General features: G+C 73.6%; 12 protein-coding genes. 8 read left to right on the top strand and 4 right to left on the bottom strand.

From position 1 onward, the window contains the following. Positions 1-7: 7 nt before the first annotated feature. From C1N71_RS14395 to nhaA, 7 genes are all read left to right on the top strand, one after another. On the top strand, positions 8-1,333 hold the full coding sequence (locus C1N71_RS14395) for a dihydrolipoamide acetyltransferase family protein (RefSeq protein ID WP_441297087.1): 1,326 nt from the start codon (positions 8-10) through the stop codon (positions 1,331-1,333). 81 nt (positions 1,334-1,414) lie between these two features. Next, the gene (gene treF, locus C1N71_RS14390; protein ID WP_137757042.1) at positions 1,415-2,923 is read left to right on the top strand and encodes an alpha,alpha-trehalase TreF; all 1,509 of its coding nucleotides are present in this window, start codon (positions 1,415-1,417) and stop codon (positions 2,921-2,923) included. Positions 2,924-2,970: 47 nt separating this feature from the next. Next, entirely contained in the window at positions 2,971-3,321 is a 351-nt protein-coding gene (locus C1N71_RS14385) for a nuclear transport factor 2 family protein (protein WP_137757041.1), read from the top strand. 18 nt (positions 3,322-3,339) lie between these two features. Beyond that, positions 3,340-4,416 (top strand): aldo/keto reductase, encoded by a 1,077-nt coding sequence (locus tag C1N71_RS14380; RefSeq protein WP_137757040.1) that lies wholly within the window; start codon positions 3,340-3,342, stop codon positions 4,414-4,416. 108 nt (positions 4,417-4,524) lie between these two features. Continuing rightward, positions 4,525-6,024, top strand: a complete 1,500-nt coding sequence (locus tag C1N71_RS14375; RefSeq protein ID WP_175414253.1) for a serine/threonine-protein kinase — start codon at positions 4,525-4,527, stop codon at positions 6,022-6,024. Positions 6,025-6,090: 66 nt separating this feature from the next. Next, on the top strand, positions 6,091-7,494 hold the full coding sequence (locus C1N71_RS14370; RefSeq protein WP_137757038.1) for a serine/threonine-protein kinase: 1,404 nt from the start codon (positions 6,091-6,093) through the stop codon (positions 7,492-7,494). A 144-nt stretch (positions 7,495-7,638) separates the two neighbouring features. Further along, on the top strand, positions 7,639-9,441 hold the full coding sequence (gene nhaA / locus C1N71_RS14365; RefSeq protein WP_441297086.1) for a Na+/H+ antiporter NhaA: 1,803 nt from the start codon (positions 7,639-7,641) through the stop codon (positions 9,439-9,441). Between the two features lie 13 nt (positions 9,442-9,454). Here nhaA and C1N71_RS14360 read toward each other — a convergent pair whose 3' ends face one another. Then, positions 9,455-11,143 (bottom strand): FAD-dependent oxidoreductase, encoded by a 1,689-nt coding sequence (locus C1N71_RS14360; protein WP_137757036.1) that lies wholly within the window; start codon positions 11,141-11,143, stop codon positions 9,455-9,457. Between the two features lie 214 nt (positions 11,144-11,357). On the opposite strand from C1N71_RS14360, the gene C1N71_RS14355 reads away from it, so the two are divergent. Then, positions 11,358-19,805, top strand: coding sequence for an SdrD B-like domain-containing protein (locus C1N71_RS14355; RefSeq protein ID WP_137757035.1), 8,448 nt, complete (start codon positions 11,358-11,360; stop codon positions 19,803-19,805). A 68-nt stretch (positions 19,806-19,873) separates the two neighbouring features. Here the strand turns inward: C1N71_RS14355 and C1N71_RS14350 are convergent, their stop codons facing one another. From C1N71_RS14350 to C1N71_RS14340, 3 genes are read right to left on the bottom strand one after another with little or no spacing between them, the layout of a single operon-like run. Beyond that, entirely contained in the window at positions 19,874-20,851 is a 978-nt protein-coding gene (locus tag C1N71_RS14350) for a zinc-binding dehydrogenase (protein WP_137757034.1), read from the bottom strand. Positions 20,852-20,884: 33 nt separating this feature from the next. Continuing rightward, positions 20,885-21,334: a DoxX family protein gene (locus tag C1N71_RS14345; protein ID WP_137757033.1), complete on the bottom strand. Its 450-nt coding sequence runs from the start codon at positions 21,332-21,334 to the stop codon at positions 20,885-20,887. Then, positions 21,334-21,756 carry an organic hydroperoxide resistance protein gene (locus tag C1N71_RS14340; protein ID WP_137757032.1) on the bottom strand — a complete coding sequence of 141 codons (423 nt, stop codon included), beginning with the start codon at positions 21,754-21,756 and terminating at the stop codon, positions 21,334-21,336. Before C1N71_RS14340 ends, C1N71_RS14345 begins: the two co-directional genes overlap by 1 nt. Positions 21,757-21,758 lie beyond the last annotated feature (2 nt).

The following is a 21,758-nucleotide window of genomic DNA, read 5'->3' as shown; positions in this document are numbered from 1 at the left end:
TGGAGGCATGATGCAGGAGTTCCGACTGCCGGATCCCGGCGAGGGCCTCACCGAGGCCGAGATCGTGGCGTGGAAGGTCGCCGTCGGCGACGAGGTCGCCGTCAACGACGTGATCCTCGAGATCGAGACGGCGAAGTCGCTCGTCGAGCTGCCGAGCCCGTTCGCCGGTCGCGTCGAGGCGCTGCTCGCCGAGCCGGGCGACACCGTCGAGGTGGGTGCGCCCATCATCCGCATCGCGGACGGCGACGCGCCGGCCGGCGAGGAGGCGGTCGACCCGTCCGCGCTCGAGGCGCAGGAGGCGGTCGCCGACGTGCAGGCGACGATCACGCACGACGAGCCGGGCGCCGTGCTCGTCGGCTACGGCGTGCGCGGCGACGCGCAGACGCGGCGGCGCAAGCCGCGCACCGTCGAGCAGCCGCCGCAGCGCACCGAGCCCGCCCGCCCCGCCTCGGTGCCGGCGGCGTCCGCGGTGCCGACGATCGCGAAGCCGCCGATCCGCATGCTCGCGCGCGACCTCGACGTCGACCTCCGCTCGGTCGTCGGCACGGGGCTCGCAGGCGAGATCACGCGCGACGACGTCGTGCGCGCCGCGGAGCAGGCGAGCGTGTTCAAGAATCTCGAGACGCCGGCGGCGTGGTCGGGGGAGCGCGAGGAGCGCATCCCCGTGAAGGGCGTGCGCAAGGCGATCGCGGCGGCGATGGTCGAGTCGGCGTACTCGGCGCCGCACGTGAGCGTCTTCGTCGACGTGGATGCGACGCGCACGATGGAGTTCGTCTCCCGGCTCAAGCAGTCGACGGACTTCGCGGGCGTCAAGGTCTCGCCGCTGCTCATCATGGCGCGGGCGGTGCTGTGGGCGGTGCGGCGCAACCCGAACGTGAACTCGACGTTCACGGGCGAGGAGCTCGTCGTGCACCACTACGTGAACCTCGGCATCGCCGCGGCGACGCCGCGCGGCCTGCTCGTGCCGAACGTCAAGGACGCGCAGGACATGTCGCTGCTCGAGCTCGCGAAGGCGCTCGAGCAGCTCACGATCACCGCGCGCGACGGGCGCACGCAGCCCGCCGACCTCGCGCGCGGCACGATCACGATCACGAACATCGGCGTCTTCGGCATGGACACGGGCACCCCGATCCTCAACCCGGGCGAGACGGGCATCATCGCGCTCGGCACGATCAAGCAGAAGCCGTGGGTCGTCGACGGCGAGGTGCGTCCGCGCTTCGTCACGACCGTCGGCGGCTCGTTCGACCACCGCGCGATCGACGGCGACATCGTCTCGCGCTTCGTCGCCGACGTCGCGTCGATCCTCGAGGAGCCCGCGCTGCTGCTCGACTGAGGCGCCGCGCCGTCGAGGTCAAGCAGCCGCCGCCGCTCGCGGTGGCTGCTTGACTGGAGCGACGCCGACCCAGGGGAGCCGATGGCCGCCGACACCCTCACGCCCGCCGACCGATACCAGGAGCTCTTCGTCGCCGTGCAGGACGGGGAGGTCTTCGAGGACTCGAAGCACTTCGTCGACTGCGTGCCGCGCGACGACCCCGAGCAGATCCTGCGCGCGTACCGTCGCGAGCGGAACCGCGAGGGGTTCGACCTCGCGACGTTCGTGGGCGAGCACTTCGACGAGCCGAAGCCGGCCCACAGCGGGTTCCGCCCGCACGCCTCCGACGACCTCGCACGGCACCTCGACCGGCTGTGGGAGCCGCTGACCCACCGCGCGTCCCCGAAGGTGATGGGCTCGCTCATCGACGTGCCGACGGCCTATCCCGTGCCCGGCGGTCGGTTCCGCGAGCTCTACTACTGGGACACGTACTTCTCGATGCTCGGCCTCGCGGCGAGCGGCCGCACCGGCCACGTGCGCGACGCGGTCACGGCGATCGCCTCCCTCGTCGACCGCTACGGCCACATGCCCAACGGCAACCGCACCTACTACCTCAGCCGTTCGCAGCCGCCGATGCTCGCGTGCATGGTGCAGCTCGCGGAGGCCGCGGGCGCCGTCGACCCGCGCGACCTGCTGCACGCGCTGCGGCGCGAGCACTCGTACTGGACGGACGGCGCGGATGCGCTGCGACCCGGCGAGGCGCATCGCATGTCGGTCGCCATGCCCGACGGCGCGGTGCTGCAGCGCTACTGGGACGACCGGGACTCGCCGCGCGAGGAGTCGTACCGCGAGGACGTCGCGACCGCTGCGGCATCCGATCGCCCCGTGCACGAGGTCTACCGCGACCTGCGTGCGGGTGCCGCGTCGGGCTGGGACTTCTCGTCGCGGTGGAACGACGTGCCCGACGACCTCGCGACCATCGCGACGACGCGCATCGTGCCCGTCGACCTCAACGCGCTGCTCGTGGTGCTCGAGCGGCAGATCGCGCGCCTAAGCGCGGCGGACGGCGACGACGAGTCGGCGGCGATCTTCACGACCGCCGCCCAGGACCGGTGCGAGGCGATCGACCGCTGGCTGTGGGACGACGATCGCGGCGTCTACCTCGATCGCGACATCCGCTCGGGCGAGCTGCGCGCATCTCTCACGGGCGCGTGCGTCGTGCCGCTCTTCGCCGGCTGCGCGAGCGACGAGCAGGCTCGCCGCACCGAGTCCGCCGTGCGGGACGCGCTGCTGCGCGACGGCGGCATGGGCACGACCGAGCATGCGACGGGCGACCAGTGGGATCAGCCCAACGGCTGGGCGCCCCTGCAGTGGATGGCGATCGAGGGCTTCCGCAGGCACGACCTGCCGCTCGGCGACGAGATCGCGTCGCGGTGGATCGCGACGGTGCGATCGGTGTTCGAGCGCGAGCACCGCCTCATCGAGAAGTACGAGATCGACGGCGACGACGGCATCGGCGGCGGCGGCGAGTACGAGCTGCAGGACGGCTTCGGCTGGACGAACGGCGTCACGGCGGCTCTGCTCGCCGGCTGGCGCCCGCCCCATCTCTGACCCGGCGGCGCCCCGCATCGCTACGCTCGCCCCAGGAGGGCGATGCGATGACGCGTGCCGAGGACTTCGTGGAGCGCTACGTGGATGCGTGGCTGACCGAGGACGACGACGTCGTGCGCGAGGCGTTCGCGCCCGACGCCATCTACCGCGGCTATCCCTCCGACGACGAGCCGGCGATCGGCATCGACGCCATCGTCGCGATGTGGCACGAGCAGGCGGACGCGCCGGGGTCGTGGACGTTCGACTGGCACATCGTCGCCGAGGAGGGCGACGTCGCCGTCATCCAGGGCGTCACGTCGTACGCCGACGGAGCGACGTACGACACCCTCTGGGTCGTGCGCCTCGATGCGATGGGCCGCGCGTGCGACTTCACCGAGTGGTACGTGCGCCGCGACTGAGTCGCTAGCGTGGGACGGGTGAGCGACGACGCCCCCCGCTGGACCACCGACACCCTCGACCTGCACCGCCCGTACGCGGCCGCGCCCGACCGGTACGCGGTCGACCGGTACCGCCAGGTCGGCACCTCGGGCCTCTACCTGCCGGCGATCTCGCTGGGCCTGTGGTGGAACTTCGGCGACAACATCCCGTTCGACGACCAGCGCGCGCTGCTGCGCCACGCGTTCGACCGCGGCATCACGCACTTCGACCTCGCGAACAACTACGGCCCGCCTCCCGGCACCGCCGAGACGAACTTCGGGCGCATGCTGCGCGAGGACCTCGGGCGCTACCGCGACGAGCTCATCATCTCGTCGAAGGCCGGCTACCCGATGTGGCCCGGCCCCTACGGATCGTGGGGCTCGCGCAAGTACATCCTCGCGAGCGCCGAGCAGTCGCTCACGCGCATGGGCATCGACCATGTCGACGTCTTCTACTCGCACCGCGCCGACCCCGTGACGCCGCTCGAGGAGACGATCGGCGCCCTCGACGCGCTCGTGCGCCAGGGCAAGGCGCTCTACGTCGGCATCTCGTCGTACTCGGCCGAGCGCACCGTCGAGGCGCACGCGATCGCCGAGCGCCTCGGCACGCCGCTCGTGATCCACCAGCCCGCGTACTCGATGCTCAACCGCTGGATCGAGGACGGGCTGACGGATGCGCTGCGCACGACGGGCATGGGCGCGATCGCGTTCACGCCGCTCGCGCAGGGTCTGCTGACCGACAAGTACCTCGGCGACGGCACTGCCGAGCGCCGCATGCAGCGTGCGTCGCTGTCGTCGAACCCGCTGCCGGAGGAGACCGTGCGCATCCTCGGCACCGTGAACGACCTCGCGCGCGAGCGCGGCCAGTCGCTCGCGCAGCTCGCGCTGCAGTGGGTGCTGCGCGACGACGTCGTGACCTCGGCGCTCATCGGCGCCTCGCGTCCCGCGCAGATCGACGAGAACCTCGCAGCCCTCGACGCGCCTGCGCTGACGCAGGAGGAGCTGACCCGCATCGACGAGCTCGTCGAGGGCGTCGACGTGGGCCTCAAGGCATGGCGGGAGTCGGCGAACCGCTGACGCCCGACGCGCTCGCGCGCTACGCCCGCACCACGCGTCGGCGCAAGCGGGGGCGATCCACCGCCGTGCCCCCTACGATCGCAGGGGGCACGGCGGGAGGCGATGCACATGGACGCGGTCGACGCGGAGCATCCGCTCGCACCGGGCTCGCTGCTCGCCGGCCGCTATCGCGTCGGCGAGCGCCTCGGGCGCGGCGGCACGGCGAGCGTCCATCGCGCACGCGACGAGCTGCTCGGCCGCGACGTCGCCCTGAAGGCGGTGAGCTCGGGCGCGAGCGACCCGACGGCGCACGAGCGGGAGCGCACCGAGGTCGAGCTGCTCGCGCGGCTGAGCCATCGCGCGCTCGTCACGGTGTTCGACGCGGTGAGCGCGCGCATCGACGGCGTCGACTCGATCGTCGTCGTCATGGAGCTCGTCGACGGGCCCACGCTCGCGCAGCGCCGCGAGGAGGGACCGATCCCCGACGCGGAGCTCGTGCGCATGGCGCACGACCTCGCGGAGGCGCTCGCGGTCGTGCACGCCGCGGGCATCGTGCACCGCGACGTGAAGCCGTCGAACATCCTCCTCGCGCCGTCGCCGCTGCCCGGGCACGAGTTCGACGCGAAATTGGCCGACTTCGGCATCGCTGCCGTCGACGGCGGCGCCGAGCTCACCGCCACCGGCGCCGTGCTCGGCACGGCCGCGTACCTGAGCCCCGAGCAGGCCGTCGGCGGCGACGTCGGGCCCGCCTCCGACGTCTACTCTCTCGGCCTCGTGCTGCTCGAGGCGATCACGGGCGAGCGCGAGTTCGACGGTCCGGCCCTCGAGGCCGTCACCGCGCGCATGCTGCGCGACCCTGTCATGCCGCCCGCGCTCGACGAGCGATGGACGTGGCTGCTGCGCGGCATGACCGCGCGCGAGGCCGCGGATCGGCCCACGACCGACGAGGTGCGCGCGCTGCTCGTCGAGCTGGAGCGCATCCCGGTGCACGTGCCGGCGGCCGCCGGATCCGACGTCGCCACCGCGGCGCTGCCCACGGCCGTGCTCGCATCCGACGCCGGGACCGACGCCGCATCCGACGGCGAGGACGCCCCGCCCACGATCCTGCTGCCCGCCGCGGGTGCCGGGATCGGCGCGGCGGCCGGGATGGGCGCGGCCGGCCCCGCGGTCGCCGACGCGACGAGCCCCATCCCGCTCGCGACGGAGCAGGTGCCCGCGCGCAGGCGCCGCCGCATCGCGGTGCTCGCGACCGTGGGCGTCGTGATCGTCGCGGGCCTCGTGGGCGTCGGCGCGCTCGCGATCCAGGGGACGGGCGGCGAGGATCCGACGCCGTCGGCCCCGGCGGAGGAGGCGGATCCCGCGCCGTCGACGCCGTCGCCGAGCCCGTCGCCGTCGACCTCGCCGACGCCGACGACCGAGGCTCCCGCGTCGCCGTCGACCTCGCCGACCCCGACCGAGACGCAGCAGGCACCCGCGCCGACGAGCGAGGCGCCCGCGCCGCCGCCCGCCGAGACGACGACGCCGCCGAGCGAGACCACGCCCGTCGAGCCGCCGCCGAGCGAGGCGCCGCCGACCGAGACGACGCCAGCGGATCCGACGCCCTCGACCGAGCCGGCGCCCACTCCGTAGGCCACGGCCACCCTGCCGCGCAACCCTCCTCGTCGGCACGTCGCGCGGGCATAGCCTCACGACGTCATGGCCGAGGACTTCCCCTCGCCGACGCTCCTCGTCGGCTCCCTCCTCGCGGGTCGCTACCGCGTGGGAGCGATGCTCGGCGCGGGCGGCATGGCTACCGTGCATCGCGCGCACGACGAGATCCTCGGCCGCGACGTCGCCATCAAGCTGCTGCGGACCGCGGACGCGGATGCGACCGCTCGCCGGCGGGAGCGCGCGGAGGTCGACATGCTCGCCTCCCTGAGCCACCGCGCGCTCGTGACCGTCTTCGACGCGGCCACCGTCCACCTCGCGCAGGGCGCCGGCACCGTCATCGTCATGGAGCTCGTCGACGGCCCGACGCTCGCTCGCCGCCGCCGTCGCGGTCCCATCGCCGACGTCGATCTCGCGCGGCTCGCCGTGGACCTCGCCGAGGCGCTCGTCGTCGTGCACGCCCGGGGCATCGTGCATCGCGACGTGAAGCCGTCGAACATCCTCCTCGCGCCATCGCCGTCGCGCGGCCGCGAGTTCGACGCGAGGCTCGCCGACTTCGGCATCGCGACGCTCGAGGGCGGCGCGCGACTCACGGCGACGGGCACGGTGCTCGGCACGGCCGCATATCTCAGCCCCGAGCAGGCGATGGGTGGCGCCGTGACGGCGGCCGCCGACGTCTACTCGTTCGGGCTCGTGCTGCTCGAGGCGATCACGGGCGAGCGGGAGTTCCCTGGCCCGGTCCTCGAGGCGCTCTCGGCCCGCATGCTGCGCGACCCCGTGATCCCGGCGTCCATCCATCCGCGATGGGCGACGCTGCTCGCCGCCATGACCGCACGCGAGGTCGCCGACCGTCCGTCGCCCGAGGAGGTCCTCGAGGTCGCTGCGGGGCTCCTCGCCGACCGCGTGCCCGCGATCGTCGAGCCGCCGACCGCGACGATGCCGATCGCCGTGCAGACGGCGTCGGACGTCCGCCATGCGGACCTCGCACAGCGTGCCGCGCCGCCGGGCGATCGCGCGCTCCGTCGACGTCGACCCATCCTCGTGGCGCTCACGACCGCTGCCGCCGTCATGGCGGGCGTCGTGGCGGCGGTGGTCGCATCGCAGGCGACGACGGGCACGCCGGCACCGGCCGAGGTGGCCGAGGTCTCGGATGCGCCGGCCGCGCCGGCCGTCGCCTCCGACGCTCCGACGCCGACGCCGAGCGAGGAGCCGGTCGTCGCTCCCGTCGTCGACCCGGCCCCTGCAGACGATCCAGCGAGCGGCGGCACCGCCGGGGTGGCTCCCGCCGTCGACCTGAGCAGCGAGGACGGCGGCAACGGCAACGGCAACGGCGGCAACGGGAACGGCGGCAGCGGGAACGCCGGCAACGGCAACGGCAGCGGTCCCTCGGGGAACAGCGGCAACGGCAGCGGCAGCGGGGGCAACAGCGGCAACGGCAACGGCAACCGCTGAGCTCAGCCGCTGCACGCGATGCGCGGGGAATGCCTCCGTCCTCGCGATGCGTTCGCTCCTCGCGGCGGGTACCGTGCAGGCAGGCACGGGCGGCTGCGGCGAGAGGGCACGAGCATGACACGACGGATCTCTCGGACGCAGGCCGTGATCGATCGTCTGCGCACGGAGTCCGGCAGCGCGCTCCTGCTGCTCGCGGTCTCCCTCGTGGCGCTCGCCTGGGCGAACTCGCCGTGGTCGCAGACCTACGTCGACCTGTGGGAGACGCACGCGGCCGTGACGATCGGCGACCTCGCGATCGACCTGAGCCTGCACCACTGGGTCAACGACGGGCTCATGGTCATCTTCTTCTTCCTCATCGGCCTCGAGGTGCGCGAGGAGCTCGCCGTCGGCTCGCTGCGCGATCGCCGCAGCGCCGTCGTGCCGCTGATCGCCGGCCTCGTGGGCGTCGCACTGCCCGCCGTCCTCTATCTCGCGATCGCCGGCCGCACGGCGCCGGAGGGCTGGGGCGTCGTCATCGGCACCGACACGGCGTTCCTGCTCGGTGCGCTCGCGCTCCTGGGGCCGCGGCTGTCCAACCAGCTGCGGGTCTTCCTCCTCACCCTCACGGTCGTCGACGACTTCCTCGCCGTCACCGTCATCGGCGTCTTCTACACCGAGGACGTGCAGCTCGTGCCGCTCGGGATCGCCGCGGTCGCGCTCGTGCTCCTGTACCTGCTCGGCAAGGCGCGGCAGTGGCGCTCGAGCCCGTACGTGGCCGTGATCGTCGTGCTGTGGGCGGCGACGCTCATGTCGGGCGTCCACCCGTCGCTCGCGGGCATGGCTGCAGGCCTGCTCGTGCCGGCCGCCGCGACCGAGCGCAGCGACGTGCTGGCGGCGAAGTACCTCTTCCGCGACTACTGGCAGTCGCCCGACGCCGGCGTGGCTCGACTCGTGCAGCGCGGGCTCGCGCGATCGATCTCGGTGAACCAGCGGCTGCACGAGGTGCTGCGCGGCCCCGTCTCGCTCGTGATCGTGCCGATCTTCGCGCTCGCGAACGCCGGCGTCGACCTCCGCGGCGGCGTGCTCGCCGATGCGCTCACGAGTCCCGTCACGTGGGGCGTCGTCGCCGGGCTCACGCTCGGCAAGTTCCTCGGCATCGGGCTGGGCGCCTGGGCGTCCACGCGCGCGGGCCTCGGCAGGCTGCCCGACGGCGTCGGGCCGGGCAGCGTCGCGGGCGGCGCGGCGCTGTCGGGCATCGGCTTCACGATGTCCCTGCTCATCATCTCCCTCGCGTTCGAGGGCGAGGTCGCGGACGCGGCGACCGTCGGCGTGCTGCTCGCGCTCGTGCTGTCCTCGATCCTCGGCTGGCTCACCTTCCGGGTCGCGCGCACGCGCCTCGGCGAGACGGAGGCCGACCTGCCCTCGACGCTCGACCCCGAGGTCGATCCCGAGAAGGACCACGTGCGCGGCCCCGAGGACGCCGTGCTGACGGTCGTCGAGTACCTCGACTTCGAGTGCCCGTTCTGCGCCCGCGCCACCGGCATGTGGCAGGACCTCAAGCAGCACTTCGACGGGCAGATCCGCTACGTCGTGCGGCACCTGCCGCTCGACGACGTGCATCCGCACGCGCGCGGTGCGGCGATCGCCGCGGAGGCCGCGGGTCGCCAGGATCGGTTCTGGGAGATGCACGACGTGCTCTTCGCGAACCAGTCGGCCCTCGAGGCTCACGATCTGCGCCGCTACGCCGAGCAGATCGGCCTCGACCTCGAGCGCTACGACGAGGACGTGCGCGACGAGGCCCTCGCGCGTCGCGTCGCCAAGCACGCCCGGTCGGCGCACGACTCCGGCGCGCGCGGCACGCCGACCTTCTTCATCAACGGCACCCGCCACCGCGGTCCCCACGACGCCCGCACGATGATCGCGGCGCTCGAGGCGTGGCAGCCCGTGCCGGAGCGCCGCCGCTCGTAGCCCGCGAGCGCCGCTACGACGAGAGCTGCAGCGCGCGCAGCCGCGCGAGCTCTGCGTGCACGAGCGGCAGCGCCGAGGCGCCCTCGCCCGCGGCAGACGCGACGCGCTTCATGGAGCCGGCGCGCACGTCGCCGACCGCGAAGATGCCCCGCACGGTCGTCTCGAGGCTCGCCGGCGGCACGCCGTCGATCCACGCATCCTTCGGCACGTCGCGTCCCGTGAGCACGAAGCCGTGGTCGTCGCATGCGATCTCGTCCGGCAGCCAGCCGCACGCGGGCTCCGCGCCGAGCATGCAGCACAGCCCGTCGGCGGGCACCGTCTCCCGCTCGCCGGTGTCGATGTCCTCGAGCGTCAGCCGCTCGAGGCGCGCATCCCCGCCGCCGTCGACGATCCGGGTCCGGGTGCGCACCCGGACGGCGTCGAGCGCCGCGATCTCGCGCACGAGGTAGTCGGACATCGTCTCGGCGAGGTCGCCGCGGCGCGCGACGAGCGTCACCGATCGCGCGAACTTCGCCAGGTGCACCGCTGCCTGCCCGGCCGAGTTGCCCGCACCGACGACGAACGCATCCCGGTCCTGCAGCTCGCGCGCCATGGTCGTCGCCGACCCGTAGGTGACGCCGTTGCCGACGTGCTCGTCGACGCCCGGCACGGCGAGGCGTCGGTACTGCACGCCCGTCGCCAGCACGATCGTCCGCGCGCACATCTGCGCGCCGTCGACGAGCACGTGATGGTGGTCGGGCTCGTGCGCCGGTCCGCGCTCGATGCGGATCGCCTCCCTGCCCGTGTAGAAGCGCGCGCCGAAGCGGGATGCCTGGATGCGCGAGCGCTGCGCGAGCCGCATGCCCGAGATCCCGCGCGGGAAGCCGAGGTAGTTGCGGATCATCGACGACGAGCCCGCCTGGCCGCCGATCGCGTCGCCCTCGAGCACGATCGTCGAGAGCCCCTCGGAGGCCGCGTAGACGGCCGCGGCGAGCCCGGCGGGCCCGGCGCCGATCACGACGACGTCGGCGACCTCGCCGTCGGGGATCTCGTCGAAGCCCCCGTACATCGCCTCGCTCACGCGCGCCGGGGTCGCATCCTGCAGCACCTGGCCCGTGAACGATCGCACGAGCGGGAGGACGGGATCGGGGCCGGCGAGCACGAGCATCTCGAGGGCCTCGGGGTCGTCGGGCGCGAGCGTGCGGTTCGGCATGCCGAGCCGGTCGAGCAGGTCGCGGATGGCGCCGACGCGCCGGTCGCCCGGCTCGGCGACGATGTCGGCCGACGAGACGACCGGCCCGGCGACCGACCATCCCCACTCCGACAGCAGCTCGGTGAGCGCGATGTGGAACTCCTCGTCGCGCTTGCCGCGCGGCACGCCGACGAAGGTGTCGATGTCGCGCCGCAGCATCGCCGCGCGCATCTCGTCGATCGCGTCGACGTACTCGCCGGGAGCGAGCAGCGACACGCGACGCGCGGCCGGCGCGAGGGCGTGGGTCGCGCGCAGCAGGTCGAGGCCCGTCGCGTCGGGCAGGTGCCGAGCGGCCCCCAGCATCGCGATGGCGACGCGCTCGTCGACGAGCTCCGCGAGGCGCGCGAGCGTCGCGGCGGCGTCGGGCAGCAGCTCGATGCGGTAGTCGCGGTCGTAGCGGGCGCGGAACTCGCGGTCGATCACGTCGGCGGCGTCGGATGCGGCGAGGAGGATCGCCGGGCGCGTGTCCATGCGGTCAGGATAGGACGCGCACGGGCGTCGCGGCGCGGTGCGGAGCGGGCTCCTCGGTTCGGGCTCCGGGGGACAGACACGCCGGGATGCTTGCCCCGTCGCGTCCCCCAGGTAGGGTGAGCACGGCTCACAGAACAGTGAGCATGCGTCATCCTTCTGACGCACGATCCTCCGCGGCGGCCTGGCTGGACCGTGGACCGCCCTCGGAGACCCCATGCCCCGTCGCATCGTGCGCGCCCTCGTGGCTGCCCTCGCGCTCTCGACCCTCGTCGTCTCGCCCATCGTCGCGCCGCTCACGGGCTCCGCGCCCGAGGCGGCCGCCGAGCCGGTCGGAGCGATCGTCATCGGTGCCGGCGCGGACGTGCCGACCACGACGCTCCTCGGCGACCGCGTGGCCGTCACCCTCACGGCGAGCAACGAGACGTCGACGAACGCGTACAACCTCGCGTTCCGCGCGATCCTGCCCGTCGGCACGCCCGCCGACAGCATCGCGACCGCATCCGAGAGCATGCCCGCGCCGACCGTCACCACGCTGCCCGACGGTCGCGTCCTGGCCGTCTGGACGAACGTGGCCGACCTCGTCGCCGGCGCGACCGTCGGGCTCGACGTCACCTTCCTCGCACCGCCGACGTTCACGATCGGCGACGACGTCCTCGTCGACGTCGCAGCGGCAGCCTCGACGAACCCGCGCAACGTCGCCGCCTTCACGGCGACCGGCGCCCCCGACCTCGACGGCGAGACGGGCGCGAACACGGCCTCCGGCACCACCGAGCTCGCCGCCTTCGAGGTGACGAAGTCCGAGCCGAGCGCCGAGGCCGAGCTGCTGCGCGGCGTGCAGGACCACGCGACCGTCTACACGCTCACGGTGCGCAACAACCTCGAGACGCCCACGTCCGGCATCTCGATCGTCGACCACCTGCCGGCCGGCCTCGAGTTCCTCGGCTGCGGCGTCGTCGACGCGAGCCCCGCGGACACGGAGGAGTACCCGGGCTCCGGGCGCATCCCGACGGTCTCGGCCGATCGCTTCGCCAACCCCTGCGTCACGCCGACGAGCGTGACGACCGTGGAGGTCGACCCCGACGGCGCGGACGGCCCGCTGCCGTTCGACGTGTACACGCGCGTGGAGTGGTCGACCGCGACCCTCGCCGCCGCGGGGGTCGCGACGACGCTCGCCGCACGCACCGAGATCCGGATCGACTACGCCGCTGCCATCCCGCTGCGCGAGAACGCCCTGCCCGCCCCCGAGGTCTCGACCGCGAACCTCGAGAACAACACGGGCGCGCTCACGGCCGACGAGCAGTCGCTCGTCAACCACGTCGCCGTCACGGGCACGACGCTCGGCGCCGCGAGGACGGTGACGACGACGCACGAGGTCATCGCCGAGGACGTGTCGATCCACAAGTCGGTCGACCAGGGGACGTCGAAGCAGGGTGCGACGAGCACGTGGACGCTGCTCGTCGAGTCGAGCGAGTACGCCACCGCCACCGGTCCGATCACGGTCGTCGATACCATCCCCACCGCCCTCGACTTCGCGGGCAGCGACACGCCGCACTCCGTCGCGGTGGTCGACGGTCACGAGGTGGTGACGTGGATCCTCCCCGGCTTCACGGACCGCAACGGCACGCAGACGATCTCGTACACGACCACCACGCGCACGGACTACCTGGGCGCGGGCCCGGTGTCGGCGGCCGACTCGTGGACGAACGAGGTGAGCCTCGAGACGACGGCCACCGTCATCACGGCGAACGACGGATCGACCTCGCAGCTCGACGTCGTCGATGCTTCGAGCGCCGGCCAGACCACGGCTCCCGTGGAGCTGCGCAAGGACGTCGCGAACGCGCCCGCGCCCGGCACGACGCTCGACTGCGCCGCGGTCGCCGCCTCCGACTGGTCGGACCGCACCGCGACGGGGGCCTTCACCGTGGGCGATCGGGTCTGCTGGCGCATCACCGCGACGTTCCCCGCTGCGCTCGACACGCTCGACGTGGTCGTGACCGACTTCCTGCCCGCGGGCTTCGCCTACGAGGCCGGCGCCGCCACCTATCCCGGCTCGGTGCAGCCCGCCGGTCAGCCGACGGTCGACGGCCAGACGATCACCTGGACCCTCGGCACGGTGGACGCAGCCGCCACGAGCCAGACCTTCGTCGCGATCATCCCGACGACCGTCACCGACACGACGGCACGCCAGGCCGGCGACCTCACCGCCAACCTCGCGAAGCTGCAGTACCGGAACACCGTCGGCGACGTGCTGCAGCTGCGCGACGACGCGTCCGCGGTCTTCACCGCGCCTCTCGTGACGATCGACAAGTCGCTCGTGCCCGGCGGCGCGTCGACGGTGCGCGGCGGCGACGTCGTCTCCTACCGCGTCACGGTGTCCAACCCCAACCCTCAGCCGGGCACCGGTGCGCCGGCCGTGCCCGTCGAGGACGTCGCCGTGAGCGACGTGCTGCCCGCGGGCATCGCGCCGGCCGACGTGACGAACCCCGGCACCGCGACCGTCTCGACGAACGCCGCGGGCCGCACCGTGCTCACGTGGCCGCTCTTCGCGCTCGCGGCCGGCGGCTCGGCCACCTTCGACTACTCGGTGACGATGCCGAGCACGTTCGCGCCGAACGCCGCGCTCACGAACGTCGCGACGATCGACCGCTACGTCACCGTCTCGAACCAGGGCACCGAGGTCCCGTACACTCCCGCCACGACGAGCGACGAGACCGTGCGCATCCTCCTGCCCGTCGTGACGAAGGAGCAGTCGACCTCGATCACCGAGAGCGGCAACGGCGCGGGCGACGCCACGATCGGCGAGACCGTCGACTACGTCATCACCGCCACGATCCCCGAGGGCACGACCCTGCCTGCCGGGGCCTCGCTGCGCGACACCCTCCCCGCCGGGCTGCAGATCCAGGACACGCCTACCGTGCTCGTGAACGGTCTCGAGACCGCCCCCGCCGGGTGGCAGCTGACCGTCGACGGCCGCTCGATCGCCTACACGACCTCGGTCGACCAGCCGAACCCCGCGGGCACGGGCGACGACGTCATCGAGATCTTCGTCTCCGCCCTCGTGCTCGACGAGGCGTCGAACGCCCACGGCACGCGGCTCGACAACACGGCGGTGCTGTCGTGGGACGGCGGCTCGACGTCGTCGAACACCACGACGACGACCATCGTCGAGCCGCAGGTCACGATCGCCAAGTCCGTCGTCGGCGGCGCGCAGAGCGTGCGGCCAGGCCAGGAGATCGAGTACCTCGTCACGATCGGCAACGGCTCCGGTCGCTCCGTCGCGCACGAGGTGCGCGTCGTCGACCAGATGCCGGCGGACATCACGCCGAGCGACCCCGACTCGCTGCCGTTCGACGGCGCGTGGGACCCGCAGTCCCGCACCATCGTCTGGACCTTCGCGACGCTCGAGCCCGGCCAGACCATCGACCTGCGCATCCCGTCGGTCGTGGCGGACCCGCTCACGAGCGGCTCCTCGCTGCGCAACACCGCGAGCATCGAGGCGACGACGACGCCGGGCCCGAACGGTCGCGACTCGGGGACGAGCGTGACCGCCAACAACGGCATCTCGGTGAACGCGCCGCAGATCTCGCTGGCGAAGTCGGTCGACCTCGCGCAGGCGACGATCGGTCAGAGCCTGACGTACACGATCGACGTCACGATCCCCGCGGACACGCAGTCCTTCGACGTCACCGTCGTCGATCAGCTGCCGTCCGGCATCGCGTTCGACGGCCTCGCGTCCTGGACGATCGACGGCGTGCCCGTCGCGGATGAGGACGCCGTCGTCATCGAGGGCTCGAACCGCCGGATCGCGTTCTTCATCGGCGACGTCACGGCTGCACCTGCCGATCGCATCGTGCGCATCGTCTACGACGCGCACGTCACGGACACCCTCGCCGCAGGCACCGTGGTCAGGAACGCAGCCGTCGTGCGCTCGAACCTGACCGACACGACCTCGGGGACGCCGACGACGGTCCCGACGACGTCCGACGTCGTGACGCCGACCGTCCGGGCGCAGACGACCATCGTCGAGCCCCGCCTGACCATCGCGAAGGACGTCGCTCGCGGCGACGCCTGGGTCGCCCAGCGGCGCGCGGTGCCCGGCGAGCAGCTGACCTACCGCATCGTCGTGGCCAACTCGGGCACGAGCCCCGCGTACGACGTCACGATCACCGACGACGTGGTCGTCGCAGGCAGCCTCGGCGACTACGAGATCGCCGGCGTCGAGGGCGCGACCCTCGTCGACGGCGACCCGAGCGACGGCTCGCTCGCGTGGTTCGTCGCCGGACCCATCGCCGTCGGCGGCAGCGTGACGCTGACGTACGTCGTCACCGTCCCGGCCGACTGGGACGAGCAGCAGGAGGTCGACGGTCCCGAGATCGTCAACACCGCCGCCGCCGGTGGCTTCGGCCTGCCCGAGGCGACGCGTGAGGCCGAGCCGGACCGCGACTACCCCGCGTACGACGCGGGCGACGACACCGTCGAGGTCGAGCTCGACCTCGCATCCATCGGCGACACGCTCTGGTACGACGTGGACGGCGACGGCGAGATCGGCGACGACGAGCCGCGCCTCGCGAACGTGCCGGTGACGGTCACGTACCTCGGCCCCGACGGCGTGCTCGGCGGCGGCGACGACGAGTCGTGGACGGTCACGACCGACGCGAACGGCGTCTACCTCGTCGAGCACCTCCCCGGCGGCGCGTACGTCGTGACGGTCGACCAGAGCGCGGCGGCCATCGCCGGCTCCGGCCTCGTGCCCTCGTCGGACGGCCCCGGCCAGACCGGTGCCGCCGACGGCGTGTGGACCGGCACGCTCGGCGAGGCCGAGGCGCGCCGCGACGTCGACCTCGGCTTCCGCGGCACGGGCTCGCTCGGCGACCTCGTCTGGTTCGACCAGGACCGCGACGGCGTGGTCGACGCAGGCGAGGCCGGCATCCCGGACGTGCGGCTCGAGGTCACGTGGCTCGGCCCTGACGGCGTGCTCGGCGGCGGCGACGACGTCGTGCAGGTCGTGACGACCGGCGAGGACGGTCGCTGGACGCTCGACGCGCTCCCGTGGGGCGTCTACGACGTGCGCGTCGTGCCCGGCGACTCGCTGCAGTCGTACGAGCAGGTCTCGGCCGTGTCGAACGACGTCCTCGACCTCACGTCGACCACGACGCTCTCCGCTGCCGCGCCGAGCGACCTCGACCTCGACTTCGGCTTCGCAGGCAGCGGCTCGATCGGCGACCGCATCTGGCTCGACCAGGATGGCGACGGCGTGCAGGACGCCGGCGAGCCCGGCCTCGTCGGCGTGACGGTCGAGCTGACCTTCACGGGCCCGTCGGGCGAGGTCTCGACCTTCACGACGACCACGGGCGACGACGGCATCTACGGCTTCGCGAACCTGCCGGCCGGCGAGTACGTCGTGCGCGTCACCGGCGCGCTGCCGGCGGGCGTCACGAACACGTTCGACCCGGATGCCGCCGACGGCGAGGAGGGCGACTCCGCCGCTGCCGACACGCTCGGCGACGGCGAGGCGCTCGACACGGTCGACTTCGGCTACCGCGCCGAGGTCGTCCTCGGCGACCGCGTCTGGCTCGACCTCGACGGCGACGGCGTGCAGGATCCGAGCGAGCCCGGCCTCGAGGGCGTCGCCGTGACGGCGACCGGTCCCAACGGCCTCACCTTCACGACGACGACGGACGCGAACGGCGACTACCTCTTCACCGAGGTCGTCGAGGGCACGTGGACCGTGACGATCGGCGCGGGCCTGCCCGACGGGGTCGAGCCGACGTTCGACTTCGACGGCACCGGCACGCCGGGCGTCTCGGTCGTCGAGCTCGGCGCCACGGGCTCGCTGCTGCAGGACTTCGGCTACCGCGGCTCGGCCTCGGTCGGCGACCTCGTGTGGCTCGACCTCGACGGCGACGGCGCGCAGAGCGCCGGCGAGCCCGGCCTCCCCGGCGTCACGGTCACGCTCACGATCGTGCGCGAGGGCCTCGAGGACGTCGTGCTCACGACGATCACGGATGCGAACGGCGCGTACGCCTTCACGGGCCTGCCCGCGGGCACCGTCACGGTGGCGGTCGACGCGTCGACCCTCCCGCCGGGCGTGACCTGGACGCACGACCTCGACGAGGTCGCCGACGGCACCGCGACGCTGCAGCTCGCCGCAGGCGACGCGCGCACCGACGTCGACTTCGGCGTCCGCGGCTCCGCCTCCCTCGGCGATCTCATCTGGCTCGACCAGGACGGCGACGGCGAGCAGGGCGACGCCGAGCACGGCCTCGGCGGCGTGACGGTGCTCGTCGACTGGGCGGGCATGGACGGCATGCTCGGCACCGACGACGACGTCACCTTCGCGACGACGACGGACGTCGACGGCGCCTACGGCTTCGACGGCCTGCCGGCCGGCGACTACCGCGTGCGCATCGACGCCTCCACGCTGCCCGCGGGCCTCGTGGCGACGTTCGACGAGGACGGCACCCCCGACGGCTCCACGCTCGTCACGCTCGACGAGGGCGAGGCGCACGACACCGCCGACTTCGGCTACCGCGGCGACGGCGTCGTCGGCGACCTCGTGTGGCTCGACCTCGACGGCGACGGCGTGCAGGGCGACCGCGAGCCGGGCGTGCCCGGCCAGCAGGTGGAGCTCACGTGGCTCGGCCGCGACGGCGTGCCGAGCGACGACGACCTCGTCTTCGTCTCCACGACGGACGCGAACGGCGCGTACCGCTTCGACGGGCTGCCCGACGGCGCCTACGTCGTGCGCGTCGTCGACGGCGTCGTCGGCACGGCCACGAACGTCACCGACCCCGACGGCGGCGCGGACTCCACCGCGTCCTTCGTGCTCGACGGCGACGCGCGCGAGCGCCTCGACCTCGACTTCGGCTACCAGGGCGCCGGCGCGCTCGGCGACACCATCTGGTGGGACGACGACGCCGACGGCGTCGACGAGCCGGGCGAGCCGCGCCTGGCCGGCGTCGAGACGATCGTGACCTGGTTCGGCCCGGACGGCGAGCGCGGCACGGCCGACGACGTCGTGCTGCCGACCCTGCCGACGGACGCCGACGGTCGCTACCTGCTCACGGGCCTGCCCACCGGCACGTACGCCGTCGAGGTGGGCGAGGGCATCCCCGCCGGACTCGCGCCCACGGTCGACGCCGGCGACACGGTCGACCCCGACGGCACGAGCGTCGTCACGCTCGACGACGAGACGGGCCTCGTCCGCCTCGACCAGGACTTCGGCTTCGCCGGATCCGGCGTCATCGGCGACCTGGTGTGGCTCGACCTCGACGGTGACGGCGAGCGCGACGCCGGCGAGCCCGGGCTCGAGGGCGTCGTGGTGACGATCGTCTGGGCCGGCCCGGACGGTGTCGTCGGCACCGACGACGACCGCACGTGGACGACGACGGTCGCCGACGACGGCTCCTACGCCGTCGGCGGGCTGCCCGCCGGCGAGTTCCAGGTGTCGCTCGCGGGCGTGCCCGCCGGACTCGTGGCCTCCGCGGACCCCGACGGTGGCGAGCTCGGATCGAGCCTGACGCTCGAGCCCGGGCAGCAGGACCTCGACCAGGACTTCGGCTTCGTGGGCGACGCGAGCGTCGGCGACACGATCTGGCTCGACGTGGACGGCGACGGCGTGCAGGGCGAGCGCGAGCCCGGCGTGGGCGGCGTCACGGTCATCGTGACCCTGCCCGGCGTCGACGGCATCCCCGGCACCGACGACGATCTCGCCATCGAGGTCGTGACGGACGCCGAGGGCCACTACGGCGTGGGCGGGCTGCCCGCGGGCCCCGTGGTCGTGTCGTACGACCCCGCGACCCTGCCGTCAGGCACGGCGCCGTCGAGCGACCTCGACGGCGGTGACGCCACCGAGACGTTCGCGCCCGTCGGCCCGGGCGAGGCGCGTGACGACGTCGACTTCGCGGTCGTCGGCACGCAGTCGCTCTCGGGCGTCGTGTGGGTCGACGAGGACGGCGACGGCGTGCGCGACGAGGGCGAGCCGGGCATCTCGGGCGTCACCGTGATCGTGACGTGGGACGGCCCCCTCGGCCCCGTCGAGCTCACGGTCGTGACGGGCGAGGACGGCAGCTGGACCCTGCCGAACGTGCCCGCGGGCGACTGGACGGTGCGGGTCGACCTCGACACCGTGCCGCCGCACCTCGTCGGCTCGACGCCCGCCTCGGTCGTCGTGCAGGTGCCTGTCGGCGGCGTCGGCACGGTGGAGCACGGCCTCGTGCCCACCGGCCAGGTCGGCGACACCGTCTTCCACGACGAGGACCGCGACGGCGTGCAGGACGCGGGCGAGCCCGGCATCGAGGGCGTCACCGTGCAGCTCGTCGACGCGCAGGGGAACGTCGTGGCCGAGACGGTCACCGACGCCGACGGTCGCTACCTGTTCGAGGACGTCGCCCCGGGCGACTACGTCGTGCGGATCGACCTGTCGACGGTGCCCGAGGGCTACGAGGTGACGCAGGGCACGGCCGAGATCGCCGTGACCGTCGGGCCCGGCGAGTCGGTGCTCACGGCGGACTTCCCGCTCGCGCTGCCGCCGATCGTGGCGCCGGCGCCGGGAGTGGCGCTGCCGCAGACGGGTGCCGAGCTGCCGCTCGGCCTGCTCGGGGGCACGCTGCTGCTGCTCCTCGCAGGCGCGCTCCTGCTGCTGCGCCGCCGACGCGCGTAGCCGGCCGCAGCACGCTCGAGGGGCCCGATCCGCACGGATCGGGCCCCTCGAGCGGCGTGCGGGGTCGCTCAGGGACGCAGCAGCACCTTGCCGACGCGGCCGGGCGTGAGGCTCGCGCGCACGGCGTCCGTCACGTCGTCGAAGCCGTGGATGCTCGACACCGGCAGCGTGAGCGAGCCGTCGGCGATGCGCGCGCCGAGCTCGGCGAAGAGCGTCGCGCGCGTGTCCGCATCCATCGTGCGGCTCACGACGGCGCCCCAGAAGCCGCGCACCGTGGCCTGCTTGAAGATGAGGTCGCCGGAGGAGAGCTCCATCGTCGCGTCGCCCATCGCGCCGAACGCGACGAGCGTGCCGCCCTCGCCGAGCACCGAGAGCACCTCGCCGGCCGCGGCGCCGCCGACCGAGTCGACGCCCGCGACGATCGGCGCGCCGCCCGTGAGGGCCGCGACGCGATCCCGCCATCCCTCCTCGTCGGTCGCGACGATGCCCTCGATGCCCGCCTCGCGCAGCTCCTCGATCGCGGCCGTGCGGCGGACGAGTCCGACGACGTGGATGCCCCGGGCGACGGCGAGCTGCGCGACCATGCGGCCGACGGCGCCGTTGGCCGCGTTCTGCACGATCCACTGCCCGGGCTCGAGGTGGAGGGAGTGCAGCAGGCTCACGGCGCTGAACGGCATCGCGACGAGCTGCGCGGCGGCCTCGTCGGGCATGCCCTCGGGTGCGGGGACGAGCCCGCGGGCGTCGACGACGACCTGCTCGGCCCACGCGCCGGGCGCGCCGCCGATGACGACGCGGTCGCCGACGGCGACGCGGTCGACGCCCTCGCCGAGCGCGTCGACGATGCCGACGGCCTCGGTGCCGGCGACGGCGGGCAGCTCGGGTCGCACGCCGTAGGTGCCGCGGACGGTCCACAGGTCATGGTTGTGGATGGTCGCGAGCAGCACGCGCACGCGCGCCTGCCCGGGGCCGGGCTCCGGCGTGGGGCGCTCGCCGATGGTCAGGACGTCGGCGGGCTCGCCGAAGGTCTCGTGCACGATCGCACGCATGATGCAGCTCCTCTGCGGTGATGGATGAGTGGCTCAGCGAGCGCGGCGGGCGCGGATGCGCTCGGCGATCGCGTGGCCGGCGCCCGTCGACCACAGGGCTGCGGCGACGAGGACGGGCTGGAGGAAGAGGCGGCCGAGGCGCGCCTGATCGGTGTCGAGGCCGAATCCGTCGCGACCGTGCACCCACTGCGCGACGTTGCCGGGGAAGATGGCGACGAAGAACGCGGCGGTGGCGAGGCCGACGGCGATGCGGCGCCGCCTCGCGGCGACGAGCGCCGTGCCGAGCGCGATCTCGACGACACCGGACGCGACGACCGTCACGTCGGGATCGAGCGGCACGACGTCGGGGACCTGCGCCTGGAACTCGTCGCGGGCGACGGTGAGGTGCGCGATGCCCGCGCCGGCGAGCGCGACGCCGAGCAGGACGCGCAGCACGGTCTGCGCCGGGCGCCGGCCGTGCCGCGCGGCCGAGCGATCGGCCATCAGTCGTCCGTCACGGTGACCGTGACGTCGATGTTGCCGCGCGTCGCGTTCGAGTAGGGGCACACCTGGTGGGCGGCGTCGGCGAGCGCCTGCGCCTGGTCGTGCGGCAGCTCGGGGATGACGACCTCGAGCTCGACGGCGAGGCCGTAGCCGCCGTCGCCGTTCGGGCCGATGTGCACGCGTGCGCCGACGCTCGAGTCGGCGATGGCGACCTTCTGCGCCCGGGCGACGCCCTGCAGGGCGGAGTGGAAGCACGCGGCGTAGCCGGCGGCGAAGAGCTGCTCGGGGTTGGACCCCTCGCCCGAGCCGCCCATGTCCTTCGGCACGGCCATGTCGAGCGCGAGGCGCCCGTCGGGCGTCGTGACGCGACCGTTCCTGCCGGCGCCGGTCGACAGCGCCTCTGCGGTGTAGAGCACGTCCATGG

Origin of the sequence: Agrococcus sp. SGAir0287 (assembly GCF_005484985.1) — a bacterium.
Taxonomy (GTDB): Bacteria; Actinomycetota; Actinomycetes; order Actinomycetales; family Microbacteriaceae; genus Agrococcus.
Note: the sequence above shows the minus strand (reverse complement) of the source record. Positions and strands in the feature narration are given on the sequence as shown.

Excerpts from the sequence above, each read along its gene's own strand:
- C1N71_RS14340 (WP_137757032.1), bottom strand. The coding sequence starts at position 21,756 with ATGGACGTGCTCTACACCGCAGAGGCGCTGTCGACCGGCGCCGGCAGG.
- C1N71_RS14355 (WP_137757035.1), top strand. The coding sequence starts at position 11,358 with ATGCCCCGTCGCATCGTGCGCGCCCTCGTGGCTGCCCTCGCGCTCTCG.
- C1N71_RS14370 (WP_137757038.1), top strand. The coding sequence starts at position 6,091 with ATGGCCGAGGACTTCCCCTCGCCGACGCTCCTCGTCGGCTCCCTCCTC.
- C1N71_RS14345 (WP_137757033.1), bottom strand. The coding sequence starts at position 21,334 with ATGGCCGATCGCTCGGCCGCGCGGCACGGCCGGCGCCCGGCGCAGACC.
- C1N71_RS14350 (WP_137757034.1), bottom strand. The coding sequence starts at position 20,851 with ATGCGTGCGATCGTGCACGAGACCTTCGGCGAGCCCGCCGACGTCCTG.
- C1N71_RS14375 (WP_175414253.1), top strand. The coding sequence starts at position 4,525 with ATGGACGCGGTCGACGCGGAGCATCCGCTCGCACCGGGCTCGCTGCTC.
- treF (WP_137757042.1), top strand. The coding sequence starts at position 1,415 with ATGGCCGCCGACACCCTCACGCCCGCCGACCGATACCAGGAGCTCTTC.
- C1N71_RS14360 (WP_137757036.1), bottom strand. The coding sequence starts at position 11,143 with ATGGACACGCGCCCGGCGATCCTCCTCGCCGCATCCGACGCCGCCGAC.
- C1N71_RS14385 (WP_137757041.1), top strand. The coding sequence starts at position 2,971 with ATGACGCGTGCCGAGGACTTCGTGGAGCGCTACGTGGATGCGTGGCTG.
- C1N71_RS14395 (WP_441297087.1), top strand. The coding sequence starts at position 8 with ATGATGCAGGAGTTCCGACTGCCGGATCCCGGCGAGGGCCTCACCGAG.